At 46.4% G+C, this 14,967-nt stretch carries 12 protein-coding genes; 9 read left to right on the top strand and 3 right to left on the bottom strand.

The genetic code is table 11. The annotated features are described in order from the left end of the window. Positions 1–96: 96 nt before the first annotated feature. From EDC16_RS04930 to degS, 9 genes are all read left to right on the top strand, one after another. Positions 97–2,097 carry a transglycosylase SLT domain-containing protein gene (locus EDC16_RS04930; protein WP_132966018.1) on the top strand — a complete coding sequence of 667 codons (2,001 nt, stop codon included), beginning with the start codon at positions 97–99 and terminating at the stop codon, positions 2,095–2,097. A gap of 33 nt (positions 2,098–2,130) precedes the next feature. Beyond that, positions 2,131–2,448 (top strand): trp operon repressor, encoded by a 318-nt coding sequence (gene trpR, locus EDC16_RS04925; RefSeq protein WP_232517226.1) that lies wholly within the window; start codon positions 2,131–2,133, stop codon positions 2,446–2,448. Further along, positions 2,448–3,197 carry a monofunctional biosynthetic peptidoglycan transglycosylase gene (gene mtgA, locus EDC16_RS04920; RefSeq protein ID WP_132966017.1) on the top strand — a complete coding sequence of 250 codons (750 nt, stop codon included), beginning with the start codon at positions 2,448–2,450 and terminating at the stop codon, positions 3,195–3,197. Before trpR ends, mtgA begins: the two co-directional genes overlap by 1 nt. A gap of 3 nt (positions 3,198–3,200) precedes the next feature. Continuing rightward, positions 3,201–4,487 carry a hypothetical protein gene (locus tag EDC16_RS04915; RefSeq protein ID WP_132966015.1) on the top strand — a complete coding sequence of 429 codons (1,287 nt, stop codon included), beginning with the start codon at positions 3,201–3,203 and terminating at the stop codon, positions 4,485–4,487. Between the two features lie 68 nt (positions 4,488–4,555). Further along, positions 4,556–6,502, top strand: coding sequence for an LTA synthase family protein (locus EDC16_RS04910; RefSeq protein WP_132966013.1), 1,947 nt, complete (start codon positions 4,556–4,558; stop codon positions 6,500–6,502). Between the two features lie 87 nt (positions 6,503–6,589). Further along, positions 6,590–8,527: a DNA topoisomerase III gene (locus tag EDC16_RS04905; protein ID WP_132966011.1), complete on the top strand. Its 1,938-nt coding sequence runs from the start codon at positions 6,590–6,592 to the stop codon at positions 8,525–8,527. A 153-nt stretch (positions 8,528–8,680) separates the two neighbouring features. After that, positions 8,681–9,151, top strand: coding sequence for a transcriptional regulator NrdR (nrdR, locus tag EDC16_RS04900; RefSeq protein ID WP_132966009.1), 471 nt, complete (start codon positions 8,681–8,683; stop codon positions 9,149–9,151). Then, entirely contained in the window at positions 9,151–10,296 is a 1,146-nt protein-coding gene (ribD, locus tag EDC16_RS04895; protein WP_132966007.1) for a bifunctional diaminohydroxyphosphoribosylaminopyrimidine deaminase/5-amino-6-(5-phosphoribosylamino)uracil reductase RibD, read from the top strand. Before nrdR ends, ribD begins: the two co-directional genes overlap by 1 nt. Next, positions 10,290–11,372, top strand: a complete 1,083-nt coding sequence (gene degS, locus EDC16_RS04890) for an outer membrane-stress sensor serine endopeptidase DegS (RefSeq protein ID WP_132966005.1) — start codon at positions 10,290–10,292, stop codon at positions 11,370–11,372. The genes ribD and degS overlap by 7 nt, the downstream gene beginning before the upstream one ends. A 28-nt stretch (positions 11,373–11,400) precedes the next feature. Here degS and EDC16_RS04885 read toward each other — a convergent pair whose 3' ends face one another. The 3 genes from EDC16_RS04885 to fumC all read right to left on the bottom strand — a co-directional run bounded on the left by EDC16_RS04885 (position 11,401) and on the right by fumC (position 14,676). Next, positions 11,401–12,243 carry a CsiV family protein gene (locus EDC16_RS04885; RefSeq protein ID WP_132966003.1) on the bottom strand — a complete coding sequence of 281 codons (843 nt, stop codon included), beginning with the start codon at positions 12,241–12,243 and terminating at the stop codon, positions 11,401–11,403. A 30-nt stretch (positions 12,244–12,273) separates the two neighbouring features. Further along, positions 12,274–12,903: a chalcone isomerase family protein gene (locus EDC16_RS04880; RefSeq protein ID WP_132966001.1), complete on the bottom strand. Its 630-nt coding sequence runs from the start codon at positions 12,901–12,903 to the stop codon at positions 12,274–12,276. Positions 12,904–13,281: 378 nt separating this feature from the next. Beyond that, positions 13,282–14,676 (bottom strand): class II fumarate hydratase, encoded by a 1,395-nt coding sequence (gene fumC / locus EDC16_RS04875; RefSeq protein ID WP_132965999.1) that lies wholly within the window; start codon positions 14,674–14,676, stop codon positions 13,282–13,284. Positions 14,677–14,967: the final 291 nt, after the last annotated feature.

Here is a 14,967-nt window from a genome sequence, read left to right as displayed (position 1 = left end):
CGAATTTTTAATGTCTGTGGCAGTCTAACACCTTGTATTGTTTTGGCATATGCCGAAATCTGCAAGGTGTTTTTTATTGTCATTATCGGAGAAAGTATGAAGCGGAACATCGGGATAATTTGCGGCTTGTTTGGCGGGATGTTGCTACAGGCACCGGTTTTAGCCGAACCATCGACGCCCTTAACGAGGGAGCAACAACGTGAGATTTACCAAAAAGCTGAAGCGCTGCTACCGTTATCTGCGGCAAACAATCAATTTGCTGTGGTAGACAGACTGATTGCTCGTTTGGAAGGCTATCCACTGCTGCCTGATTTGCAATATCAACGCTTAATTCGTGATACATCACAGCTTTCCGCACAAAAAATCACGCAATTTGCACAACAATATCCCACATTGGCGGCGGAAAAAAATCTAGACCGCACTTGGTACCAAACCTTACAACAGCGGCAGGATTGGCAGGGCATTTTGCAATTCAGTGCGACACCGCCGCAGGATCGAATATCACGCTGTATCTATTTTGCCGCACAAGCCCGTCAAGTGGAAACCGGTCAAGGACAAGCACCGCAAACCGCACTTTCGGCAATGGACTGGCAGCCGGTTAGTGAAATATGGTTAAATGGCGCTTCGCTGCCGGCGGCGTGTGATGATCTTTTCAGTTTGTGGCAAGCGGCAGGGCAACAAACCGATGAGTTGGTTCGCCAGCGGGCATTGTTGGCATTTGCCCAGGGCAGTGATGGGGTTTTGCGGCATCTGCGTAACCAAAGTGATGATGTAGTTTTGACCGCTTGGCTAGAGAATTTAGTCGAGTTGCGCGCAAATCCACAAGCATTAACTTTGTTTGTACAAACGGCGGCTGTTGATGCCACCAATGCCGAGATTATTCAGCAAACTTTCCCACGCTATGTCAATCAACTGAACGAAAGTGAAATATCCGCTGCCGATCCGTTTGCACCATATACCGAATGGAGTCAGCGCTTCGGTTTAAACGCTGAACAAACTATTGCTTGGCGCAGTGCCTTGATCAGCAAACTGTTTGACTCCGACAATCCGCAGCTTCAGCGCTGGCGTGATCAGCAGTTGCAGCAATTAAAGCAAGACAACTTGACCGAGCGCCGAATTCGCTTGGCGATTTTGACGCAGCAGGATTTATCCAGCTGGCTGAATTTGTTGTCAAACCAGGCAAGATCGCAACAAGAGTGGCGTTTTTGGCAAGCATTTGATGATGATAAAAAAGATCGCAAAACCCAGGCTCGGCAACAGTGGCAGCAACTGGCGCAAGAGCGTGGTTTTTACCCGATGCTAGCGGCTGAGCAATTGAATCTAGATTACCAACCGCACTTTGCCTTGCTGGATCAAGCGCAAGCTGAAATGGGGTTGCAACCATTGGCGGCAGAGTTGGAGCGCATTGAGGAGTGGATTGCTGTGGGGCAATATTCTCAAGCCAAACAAAGTTGGTGGCGGTTATTGGCGCAGCAGCAAAAAATGACACAAATTGCGTTGGCGGAGTATGCCAATCGCGAGCAATGGTATGAATTCGGCGTGCAGGCGACCATTCAAGCCAAAGCCTGGGACTATTTGACGCAACGGCTACCGTTTGCCTATCCGTTATGGTTTGAATTGAATTTGGAAGGCAAATCTATCAGCCCGAGTTTTGCACTGGCGATCGCGCGCCAAGAGAGCGCTTGGGATCCGAATGCACAATCTCATGCCAATGCACGTGGCTTAATGCAGTTGTTGCCGAGTACCGCAAAAGCGACGGCGGATAAGTTTGGTTTGCCATATAATAATGAACGGCAACTGTTTGATACATTCGATAACATCATGTTGGGTACGCAGCATTTGCAAGAGCTGGCAGATCGCTTTGGCAACAACCGTATTTTTATTGCTGCGGCTTATAATGCCGGCAGCAGTCGGATCGATCGTTGGCTAAATCGTGCCGGCGGGCGCTTGAGCATGGCAGAGTTTATTGCCACGATTCCGTTTTACGAAACGCGTGGTTATGTACAGAATGTGTTGACCTTTGATTATTATTATCAAATGCTCGCCGGCAATAAACGAATAAAATTCGCCAAAACAGAAGCCGATCGATTATACTAGTGTGACAGTACAAACAGCAGAAAGAGTGTGTCTATGCTAAAAAATATGCAAAAAAATCAGTCGAATACTGCTTCAACAAGTAAACAACAGCAGTGGAGTGAGTTTATTGAATTGCTGCGTCAGGCTTTTGCTGATGGCAGGGAGGAGCAGTTGCTGACCCTGTTATTGACTGCTGACGAGCGTGATGCTTTTGGGCTGCGGGTCAATATTATTCATGAACTGTTGAGCAAGAATCTGTCACAACGGGACATTCAGCAGAAATTAAATACCAGTGCCGCCACCATCACGCGCGGTTCGAATATGCTGAAAACCATGCCGGATGAGTTTTTGCAGTGGTTACTCAGGCATTGATGGCAAAATATTTTCGCACTAAAACATTTTTCTCAGGCAGAAAGTGCGGTTGGTTACGCAAACGTGCCCGTTTTTTATGCAAATGGCTTGGACGCGGACTAGCCGTGGTGGTGTTGCTGACCGCACTTTTCCGTGTTGTGCCAATTCCGTTTTCCGCCTATATGCTGCAACAAAAACTGGGGCATTGGTTCAGTGCCGATTTCAGTTATGAATTGCATTATGATTGGGTGGCGCTGGATAACATCAGTTGGCAGATGCAGCTGGCGGTGATTGCCGCGGAAGATCAGCGTTTTGATCAACATTTCGGTTTGGATTTTGCAGCAATTCAATCGGCATTGGATCATAATGCCCGCTCGAATCGTACCCGTGGCGCTTCAACCATTTCACAGCAGACCGCCAAAAACCTGTATTTATGGCACGGACAGAGCTGGCTACGCAAAGGGATTGAAGTGCCGACCACTTTGATGTTGGAGCTGCTATGGGATAAACGGCGGATTTTGCAGGTCTATCTGAATATCGCCGAATTTGGCGACGGGATTTTTGGCGTTGAAGCGGCGGCGCAACACTATTTCAACAAATCAGCGGCACGTTTGAATGCCAATGAAGCAGCATTGTTGGCGGCAGTGCTGCCGAATCCGATTTTATATCGAGTCGACAAACCGTCTGGTGCAGTGTTGCGTAAACAACAATGGATTATGCAACAGATGAATGCGTTGGGCGGCAGAGCATTCTTGCAGAAGTTGGAGTAAATCATGAAAAAAACCATCCGTTTTCAAAGCGCAAAACAGAATAAACAGCAACGGTTGTTGCGTGAATTAGAGCAGAAGTTTTTCACAGCTTATGCAAAAGGGCAGTATGCACTTGCCATCACACTGCAACAGCAACTGCTCGGTCTTGCACCGTCGGCAGGAAAGTGGAGCAATTTATCCAGTTGTTATATCAAGTTGGCGGATTGGCAAAAGGCAATTGATGCGGCAGGACAAGCGCTGAGGCTGGATAGTCAAAATTTAAATGCCTATGATGCGCTGTCGCACGCGTGTAGTGAACTTGGCAAGTTTGATTTGGTGAAGATTTACGGTAGAACCGCATTGGAAATCCGTGACAGACGTTTTTGTGATAAAAAATTTGAGTTGAATAGATTGCCGCACGGGCAAAAGTGCGGTCATAAAAAGATCATCGCATTTTCGTTATATGGTGGTTCGCCAATTTATTGTGAACCGGCGGTGATGAATGCCGAGTTGCGAGCGAGAATTTACCCGGATTGGATCTGCCGTTTTTATATTGATGATAGCGTACCGCAAGCGGTGGTACAGCGTTTGACCCATTATGATGCGGTTGAAATTGTGTATGTCAGCACGGAACAGAAAAAACTACCGGCTACGATGTGGCGTTTCTTGGCATTAGACGATGATGACGTCGAGCGGGTGATTTTCCGTGATGCGGATTCGGTGATTTCACAGCGAGAAGCGGAAGCCGTTAAGGTGTGGCAAAACAGTGACAAAGCATTTCATATGATCCGTGACAGTGGTTCGCATACCGAATTGATGTTGGCTGGTTTATGGGGGGCAGTTGCTGGCGTTTTACCGTCGATGTTGATGCTGATTCAGGACTATATGAAAAAAGAAAAAATGGATTCACGCTTTGCTGATCAATATTTTTTGAGAAGTTATATTTGGCCGGTTGCACGTGATCATATATTGCAGCATGACTCGTTATTTGGTTTTATGGGGGCAGCGGATTTACCCAGCCCCAATCCACATGGGTTGAATAAATTAACCATCGGTTATAATGAAGGCTGTCCGCATTTTAGTGCACCGGTGAATTTTCCCGATAACACCACTGTTGTTTGGACGTTGGAAAGTGAAATTGATCCCTTCATTAATTTGGACGGGAGTTTTAATTATCGTGCACGCACTACCATTTGTCATTACCAAACGGTGGTGAAAAACGGTAAAATTGAGGGTAACTTACCATGGCGTTATCTGCAAGGCATTGCCGAAGGCAAAAGTGCGGTTCGGGTCAGAAAAGCCAGTGACTAAAAAACAAGAACTTTTTTGTTTTCGTAAACTCTAATCACAACACATCGTTAACTATAACAGGCTGAATAATGTTAAATTTAAAAAAATACCTCGGATCGCTATATCCGGTTCTTTGTTTTACCTTTATCAATCTTATCTTACTCTCGCTAAGTCGGCTAGGCTTAGCCGTTTGGCAACGTGAACGGGTCAGTGCCGTTGATGGCTGGGCAGAATTGTTGATTCAAGGTGTGCGGATCGATATTGTTGCGCTGTGCTGGCTGTTCGGGATTTTTGCACTGCTCAGCGTGTTGCTGGTTTCTGAAAATGGGGTAGGGCGAGCTTATCTGTGGTTGTTACGAGTCGTTTTAACAGCGGGCAGTGTGTTTATTCTGTTTATGGAATTGGCAACGCCGGAATTTATTGAAACCTATGACTTCCGTCCAAATCGTTTATTTATCGAATATTTAGTCAACCCGAAAGAGGTGTTTACCATGCTGGCGAACGGGCATTTGTTTGCCTTGATTGCCGTACCGCTGGTGACCGCATTGGTGACTTGGATTTATTGGCGTTTAGCAAAAAAAGTGACTGAGGGATTAACCCCGTTTCGCTGGCGCTACCGCCCTTTTATTGCGCTGCTGGTGATTGCCGTCGCATTTATCGGTGCGCGCTCCAGTTTGCAGCACCGTGGCATTAACCCGGCAATGGTGGCGTTTTCGTCTGATCCGTTGGTCAACTCGTTGGTGTTGAACTCCGGTTATTCCTTATTGTATGCCGCACAACAGATGAAAGATGAAGATAAATCCTCGGAAATTTACGGTAAAATGCCGTTTGATGAGGTATTGAAAACCATCAAAGCCGCACGTGGACGCGCTGATAGTGACTATATTAGTCATGACATCCCGACCCTGACTTATAATCAAGCCAGTTATCAGGGCAAACCGAAAAATATTGTGATTATTTTAGAGGAGAGCTTGGGCGCACAGTTTATTGGCAGTTTAGGTGGAAAACCTTTGTCTCCGCACTTTGACCAACTGGCACAACAAGGTTGGTTATTTGAAAATCTGTATGCCACAGGCACTCGCTCGGTGCGTGGCATTGAAGCGGTGACGACCGGTTTCACCCCGACACCGGCAAGAGCGGTGGTCAAATTGTCCGGTAGTCAGAACGGCTTTTTCAGTATTGCCGAATTGCTGAAACAACAGGGGTATCACACCTCGTTTATTTACGGTGGCGAAAAACATTTCGATAATATGGCGAGTTTTTTCTATGGCAATGGCTTTCAGACCATTATTGATCAGAGTGATTACAAAAATCCGAAATTTGTTGCCACTTGGGGCATGAGCGATGAAGATCTGTTTGATAAGGCTAATGAGAAGTTTAGTGAATGGCAAAACAGCGGTCAGCCGTTTTTTAGCCTGGTGTTTACCTCCAGCAACCATGATCCGTTTGAATTTCCGGATAATAAAATTGAACTCTATGAACAACCGAAACAAACTCGCAATAACGCCGCTAAATATGCTGATTTTGCCTTAGGCTATTTTTTTGAGATGGCGAAAAAATCGGATTATTGGCAAGATACCATCTTTTTAGTGGTGGCGGATCATGATTCCCGCGTCTCCGGTGCCTCATTAGTGCCGATTCAGCATTTTCATATTCCGGCGCTGATTTTGGGCGAAGGGATTCAAGCACGACGTGATCCACGCTTGACCAGTCAAATCGATCTGCCGACCACTTTGCTCTCTTTAGCAGGCGTCAGCGGTGAGTATCCGATGCTGGGTTATGATTTGATGCAAGAGGATAATCCGAACCGTGCTTTGATGCAGTTTGATAAAGCGATGGCGTATATGCAGGGAGATCAGGTGGCGATTTTGCAGCCGAATAGCGAAGCTAAAGGTTTTCGCTATGATAAGGCCAGTCAAACGCTGGTGCCGACAGAAGTCGATCCGGAGTTGAAGCAAACCGCATTGGCCTATGCGCTTTGGGCCAGTTATAGTTATAAAAACCGATTGTATAAATCTAACGAACAGGCTAAATAATATTGTGAGTGTACAAAAAAGTGCGGTAAAATTTGCGTTTTACCGCACTTTTTTTAATAATTTTGTTTAATCAACGATGTGACCGTTATGCGACTGTTTATAGCTGAAAAACCAAGTCTTGGGCGAGCCATTGCCGATGTATTGCCGCAGCCACATCGCAAAGGCGATGGTTTTATCCAGTGTGGTGAGCAGGATTATGTCACTTGGTGTATCGGGCACTTGCTCGAACAAGCAGAGCCGGAGGCTTACGATCCGAATTTCAAACAGTGGCGTTTAGAGCATCTGCCGATTATTCCCCAGCAGTGGCAACTGAATCCGAAACAGAGCACCGCCAAACAGCTCAAGGTGGTGCTCAATCTGATTAAACAAGCCGATCAATTGATTAATGCCGGCGACCCTGATCGCGAAGGACAATTGCTGGTGGATGAAGTGTTTAATTATGCCGGATTGAACGAGCAAAAACGCAGCCAAATTCAACGCTGTTTAATCAGCGATCTCAACCCAAGTGCGGTCAGTAAAGCGATTCAAAAATTGCAGTTCAACCGTGATTTTATTCCACTGGCAACATCGGCATTGGCACGTGCCAGAGCGGATTGGCTCTATGGCATTAACATGACCCGTGCTTATACCATTCGTGGCAGACAAGCCGGTTATAACGGTGTGCTGTCGGTCGGGCGAGTGCAAACGCCGGTGTTGGGGCTGATTGTGCGGCACGATCTGGAGATTGAAAATTTCCAGCCGAAAGATTTTTACGAAGTGTTGGCGCATGTGCAAACTGATGAGCAACCGCCGCAGACCTTCACCGCACTTTGGCAGCCGAGCAAAGCCTGTGAGGATTATCAAGATGAAAATGGGCGTGTGTTGTCACAAGCACTGGCAGAAAATGTGGCAAAGCGGATCAGTGGCCAGCCGGCAATCGTCACGCAGTATAGTGACAGCCAAGAAAAAGAGACTGCCCCTCTGCCATATTCGCTTTCGGCCTTGCAAATTGATGCGGGTAAGCGTTATGGACTCTCGGCACAACAGGTGCTGGATACTTGCCAACGACTGTATGAAGTGCATAAATTGATCACTTATCCCCGTTCCGACTGCCGTTATCTGCCGGAAGAGCATTTTGCTGATCGAAGTGCGGTTGGCATGGCGATTTCGCAACATAGCCAGCTTTATCAAACATTGCCGGAGATTGTGGATTTAACACAAAAAAACCGTTGTTGGAATGATAAAAAAGTTGAAGCGCACCATGCGATTATTCCGACAGCGAATTGTAGACAAATCCGACTGTCGCTCAATGAACAACAGGTTTATGATTTAATTGCCCGCCAATATTTATTTCAGTTTTGTCCTGATGCAGAATACCGTAAAACCAAGATTGGTTTGGAAATTGCCGGCGGACAGTTTTTGGCGCAGGCACGAGGTTTGCAAACTGCCGGCTGGAAGCAGCTGCTTGGTAAAGAAGACCAAGATGAAAATCAGCAAGCTGCCTTACCGAAAGTGAAAAAAGGGCAGCAACTCTGGTGTGAAAAAGGCGAAATTGTCAGCAAAAAGACCCAGCCACCGAAGCCGTTTAATGATGCGACGTTATTATCGGCGATGACGGGTATTGCACGTTTTGTACAAGATAAAGAGTTGAAGAAAATTTTGCGTGAAACCGACGGCTTAGGCACGGAAGCCACCCGCGCCGGGATTATCGAGCTGTTGTTCAAACGTGGGTTTATCATCAAAAAAGGGCGCAGTATCACCAGCACCGAAGCCGGGCGGATTTTAATCCAAGCCCTGCCAGAAAGTGCAACGTTGCCCGATATGACGGCGCACTGGGAATCGCAGCTCGATGGCATCAGTCGTAAGCAGGCAAGTTATCAGCAGTTTATGCAGCAGCTGCTTGTCACTTTGCCGCAGATGTTGAATCAGTACGATTTCCAATCTTTGCGGTTGTTGCGCCAGGTCTCGGCGCCACTGAACAGCAAACGCAGCGGTTATAAAAAAGCAAAATCGGTGAGCGCTCAAAATATAAACAAGCACCAATAGCCCCTATACTGAGAATAAGAGGAAAAATTATGTTAACATTTGTTGAGTATGTGCCGATTTGGGTTTTGTCTGGTGGTGTAAAGCTATGCCGAAGCAGTGTATTGTACGCATGGCACAATAGACCCTAATTAATCAAAAATAAAAGGAGTTTTTATGCATTGTCCTTTTTGTTCCGCCTTGGATACCAAGGTGATCGATTCTCGTTTGGTGGCGGATGGGTACCAAGTGCGTCGTCGCCGTGAGTGTTTGCAGTGCCGTGAGCGCTTCACCACCTTTGAAACGGCTGAATTGGTGACACCGAAAATTATTAAAAGCAATGATAACCGTGTGCCGTTCGATGAGAAAAAACTGCGTTCCGGCATGATGCGGGCACTGGAAAAACGCCCGGTCAGTGCGGATGATGTCGAAAAAGCGATCACCCATATTATTCACCAACTGCAAGCCAGTGGTGAACGTGAAGTGCCAAGTAAGTTGGTTGGTACTTTGGTGATGGAAGCACTGAAAAAACTGGATAAAGTGGCTTATATCCGTTTTGCTTCAGTGTATTTGAGCTTTGACGACATTAAGCAATTTGGCGATGAAATTGAAAAATTAACCAATGAAACCAAAAATAAGGAAATGTGATGACCGTCTATTTTTCGAATGAAGATCAACAGTTTATGCAGCGGGCTTTGGCGCTGGCAGCGCGCGGACGTTGGACCACGGCGCCTAATCCTATGGTCGGTTGTGTGATCGTAAAAGACGGCAACGTGATTGGCGAAGGCTATCATCAACGCGCCGGAGAAGGCCATGCAGAAGTCAATGCTTTTAACGCTTGCACTGAAAGTGCGGTTGGGGCAACCTTATATGTCACGTTGGAGCCTTGCTCGCACTTCGGAAAAACCCCCCCTTGTGCTTTGAAAATTATCGAAAACGGCATCAAAAAAGTGGTGATTGCCATGCGCGATCCCAATCCGTTGGTGGCAGGTAAAGGCATTGCACTGCTGCAACAGGCAGGAATTGAAGTTGCCATTGGATTGTTGGCATCGCAGGCGGAAGAGTTGAATAAAGGCTTTTTGAAACGAATGCGCTGTGGTCGTCCGTTTGTGCAGTTAAAAATGGCAATGACGATTGACGGCAAAACAGCGACAGCCAGTGGCGAAAGCAAATGGATTACCGGCGAACAGGCCAGAGCCGAAGTACAGGATTACCGTGCTTGTGCCGGTGCGATTTTATCGGCGAGCGGCACGGTGTTGGTGGACGATCCGTTGTTGAATGTACGTTGGCAGCAATTGCCGCCAGCGGTGCAGCAAGTTTATCCTGAATCGACAATTCGCCAGCCGGTGCGTGTGATCATGGATTCAAAACATCGGATTCGTCCTTATCATAAGCTGTTCGGCGTAGAAAGTGCGGTCTGGCTGGTCGGGGCGGAACATAAACCGCGTGATCTCAGCGCATTTCCTGATTTTGTTGAGGCGATTTATCTGGATCCACAGCAGCACCAGCTCTCGGCCTTAATGGACGAATTAGCGCAGCGACAAATTAATATTTTATGGATTGAAGCCGGTTCCAATCTAGCCGGGTCGTTAATCAGTGCGGGTTTAGTTGATGAATTGATTGTTTATATTGCGCCGAAACTGCTTGGCGATCAAGCCAGAGGACTGTGCCATATGCCGGATTTACACCATCTTGCTGACGCACCACAGTGGCAGTTGATCTGCCATGAAGTGATTGGCGAAGATATTAAGCTGATCTATCGCCCCAAACACTTAACGGAGGAAAAATGCTGAAAAAGTTATTGCAATCGGCGTTGATCGGGCTGTGTACGGCTGCAGTTGTTTTAGCGCTTCTTCCCCTGTTTCAAGGTAACAGCAATTTATTTTCGCGGCAAAATGACGATTTGCAGGTTGTCTCCTATGCCAGTGCGGTGCGAATCGCCTCTCCGGCTGTGGTCAATGTGTATAATCAATCGTTGCAAGCCAGCAGTCTTGATCGTGGTTTGAGTGATAATGGTTTGAGCAATAATGAAGTACGGGTCAATAATCTCGGTTCTGGTGTGATTATGCGTGCTGACGGCTACATTCTCACCAATCGTCATGTGATTAGTAACGCCGATCAAATTGTGGTGGCGTTGCAAAATGGGCAGATTTATCAAGCCGGGCTGGTTGGGTCTGACAGTTTAACGGATTTGGCAGTATTGAAGATTCAAGCGGAAAATCTGCCGACGATTCCGCAAAATAAACAGCGACGGGTCTCGGTTGGTGATGTAGTTTTGGCAATCGGTAATCCGTATAACTTGGGACAGAGCGTCAGCCAGGGCATTATCAGTGCCACCGGACGTAGCGCACTGGGGGAGATCGGGCGTCAAAACTTTATTCAAACTGACGCTTCAATCAATCGCGGCAATTCCGGGGGGGCATTGATTAATACCGCCGGAGAGCTGATCGGAATTAACACGTTAAGCATTGGCAAAGACAGCAGTGAAATTGCTGAAGGACTGAGTTTTGCGATTCCGATTAATATCGTCAATGATGTATTGAAAAAAATTATTCAAGATGGGCGTGTGATCCGTGGTTATTTCGGGGTGGAAAGCCAGATTTTTTACAATAACGAAGATCAATTGGGCTTAAATCAACGTGGCGTGTTGGTCACAGCGGTGGCGCCAAACGGTCCGGCATATCAAGCCGGTATTTTGCAAGGGGATTTGATTGTGCGCTTCAACAGCAAAGCGGTGAATTCACCGACTGATCTGCTACAAATTATTTCTGATACCCGTCCGGGAACAGTGGTTGAAGTACAAGTTGAAAGACTTGGACAATTACTCAATCTTCCGGTGACAATTGCTGAATATCCGACAGTGGGCTAGATCTGAATGTTAACCGCACTTATTGCGGTTATTGCAGTTCATTGTTATTTTCACTATTAACGCCTTTTAACGGTTTTCCGTCAGCGCTGTTGATCAATACCAGAATCCCGAATAAAGGGTGATCAAAATACATCATTTGGTTATCGGTATAGCTGCTTTGGCTTTGATACTGAATAGTATGTCGTTGAGCGGTTTGTTGGGATTCGACTTTGGCTGAATCCTTGACCGCATCAATATCCGGCACGGTCGAAACCGCACTTTGTGCTAGATTAGCAAAGGCTTGCTGAGCGTTTCCGCTCAGTGAATCATAACTAAATGCTAGGTTAAAGTTGAGCTCAATTTTATCGCCTTGCCAAATTAACAATCGCCCGTCAATGGCTGGAACCGTGGAAAGATCAGATTGGATTCGAAGCGGAAAACTGGCGCTCTGTTGCAGCAACGGCTGAGACCAAGCCTGGTGGTAAAAAGGAATATAAGCGCCATGCTGCTGAAATTTTGTAAAAATTTCATTGAGTTGCATCTGATCTGGGGCTAAAGTTCGGGCTTGCGGCAGCTCTGGTGATGGTAGTAGAGCATCCTCGAGTGGGATGGCAGAAGTTAATTCAGGAAATTTTTGGTTTAAACTGTCCTGTTCAAAGAGCCGCTGGAAGATGATTAATTCTACATTAATTTGAGTGGCATATTGATTTTCATTATTTTGCTCGGTTGTGACAACTGGTGGTATCGTCGTGTTTTCTGTTGACGTAATTGGCGCTGGTGCCGGCACACTATTTTGAGTGGGTGCGGTTTGATCGGCGTAAGCTTGCGCGCCAAATATGCATAGTGCTAAGGATTTAACAGTTAGTGCCCAAAAGGATTTGGATAACGTCATCACAGGTACTCCATCTATAAGCGTGTCAAATCAACTGGCTTCCGCACTTTGGCTACCGTTCAGTCCGGGTGTGTGCGGTAAAGGTTGCGGATCTTTGCTTTCGTTTTCTACCGGAGCGGTTTCCAATTGGCGCGGTGGCGTCGGGTAGTCGCTCGGCTGTTCAGTTTTATTTTCACCCAATAATTTGCTTTGCAGCCGTTTGAAACTGCTTTGCGGTGAGAGCCAAATGTCTAAGAAAGCTTGGTTAAATTCACTGCCGAATTTAGGTTCTAGTACCGTATCATTCAAGACAAAATAGCCGGTATCGTCTAGCGCAATGTAATTTAATAAATCTTTTGGTTGAAAGTCCGGCAAGGTTTGCTCTAATTTTTTAGCCCACAAATCTTGGGTTTCCGCCGGAATTTGCGGTGCGATATTGCTCAGCTCTTTTTTTAGCGTAATAGCAAAATTTTTGCCTTCCACCGGTTTGGCGTAATTCAGCGTCAGCATCAGCGGACGTTGGTTAGGTTGATATTGCCCGTTTTCACTGTATAACGTGATGGTATAGATATGAAACGGTCCCCAAGTGTAGTCAACCGTTCCGACCGGCAGCCAGTTAGCAAATACCGAATTGCCGAACAGCAAAACAAATGAAGTGGCGACAATTTTCAATAATTTCATAAATAACAACCGAAAGAAAAATTAAAATGACAAAATTTGTGTGATTATAACATAAATAATTAGAACTGCTATTGAGCAGAAACAGGATTGAGCAGAAACAGAATTAGCAGCAAAAGGTGAATAACAAATAACGGGATCATTTGATCCGGTTTCAGATTACTGACGAAGTAATTCATGAGGCAAAGTAGGGGAAGATTATATATCCGCCCGTTTACGAAGTGCGATATAAACACTTAATCAATAAAGGAAAAATGCAAAGTGCGGTTTGGACCGATATATAATCGGCCCCTACTTTTACACTATGAATCGTGTATTTTAACCTTTGTCAGTAGCCTATAACGAGATCATTTGATCCCGTTTGCTTGGTTTTCGTTACGACTATTTCAAACTGCCGACCATATCTTCAGGGCGCACCCATTGATCAAATTGCTCAGCGGTCACTAACCCCAGATTGATCGCTTCTTCTTTCAAGGTTGTGCCGTTTTTATGGGCAGTTTTAGCAATTTTCGCCGCATTTTCATAGCCGATATGCGTGTTAAGTGCGGTCACCAACATCAACGAATTTTGTAACTGCATTTGAATTCGTGGATGGTTCGGTTCAATACCGACGGCGCAGTGTTCATCAAACGAGACGCAAGCATCAGCCAGCAGTTGGGCAGATTGCAGGAAGTTCGCCGCCATCACCGGCTTAAACACGTTCAGTTGGAAATGGCCTTGCGTGCCGGCGAAAGAGATGGTGGTGTCATTGCCCAGCACTTGTGCGCACACCATGGTCAACGCTTCACATTGGGTCGGGTTGACTTTGCCCGGCATAATCGAAGAACCAGGCTCATTTTCAGGAATCAAAATTTCGCCGATGCCGGAACGCGGACCTGATGCCAATAAACGAATGTCGTTGGCAATTTTGTAGAGCGAAACTGCCAGCTGTTTTAAGGCACCGTGGGTTTCCACAATCGCATCATGGGCTGCCAGCGCTTCAAATTTGTTCTCAGCGGTGACGAACGGCAAACCGGTAAATTTGGCAATATATTCTGCCACTTTGACATCGTAGCCTTTAGGCGTGTTCAAACCGGTACCGACCGCTGTGCCGCCCAGCGCCAATTCCGCCAAGTGCGGTAGCGTGTTTTTCAGCGCTTTCAAGCCGAAATCCAACTGTGCCGCATAAGCGGAGAACTCTTGTCCCAGTGTCAATGGGGTAGCATCCATCAAGTGAGTACGCCCGATTTTGACCACATCTTTAAAGGCAGCAGCTTTGTCGGCGAAGGTTTTTTGCAACCGTTCAACACACGGAATCGTGGTTGCCACCACTTTTTTGTAAGCCGCGATGTGCATGGCAGTAGGGTAGGTATCGTTGGAGGATTGGGATTTATTCACATCATCATTCGGGTGAATAATGCTTTTCTCGCCCAATTTGCCGCCGTTTAACACATGCGCCCGATTGGACACTACCTCATTGACATTCATATTCGATTGAGTGCCTGAGCCGGTTTGCCAGATCACCAGTGGGAATTGATCGTCCAGTTTATTTGCCAGAATTTCATCGCAGGCTTGGGCGATTAAATCGCGTTTTTCCACCGGCAGCACGCCCAGATCGGTGTTGGCGAACGCTGCAGCTTTTTTCAGATAACCAAAGGCTTCGATAATTTCATGCGGCATTGAAGCGGCAGGACCGATTTTGAAATTGTTGCGTGAACGCTCGGTTTGCGCCGCCCAATATTTATCCGCCGGAACTTGAACTTCACCCATAGTGTCTTTTTCGATACGAAATGTCATAGTAATTTCCTTTTTTTGATAATAGATAACAAGAAAATTTTAACATTACTACCTATTAAGTGGAATGCAAAGGCGATGATCTAAATCATGACAAATGAAGTTTTGTGAAGGAAATCACGAAGTTTTAACGGACGGAAAGGGCGATAGAGTCGCTTTCAGACTGATGAGAAAGTTATTTTTCTTAAAGGGCGGATGCAATCCGCCCCTTGTATATTCAAAATAAAGTATACTAGCAACACAGCACCGAATCGTTATCCACAGCTTGACCGCCCCTAGAGCATCAACTCGTCT

Source organism: Testudinibacter aquarius (genome assembly GCF_004342725.1).
GTDB classification, from domain to species: Bacteria; Pseudomonadota; Gammaproteobacteria; order Enterobacterales; family Pasteurellaceae; genus Chelonobacter; species Chelonobacter aquarius.
This window is presented reverse-complemented; position numbering and strand designations above follow the sequence as displayed.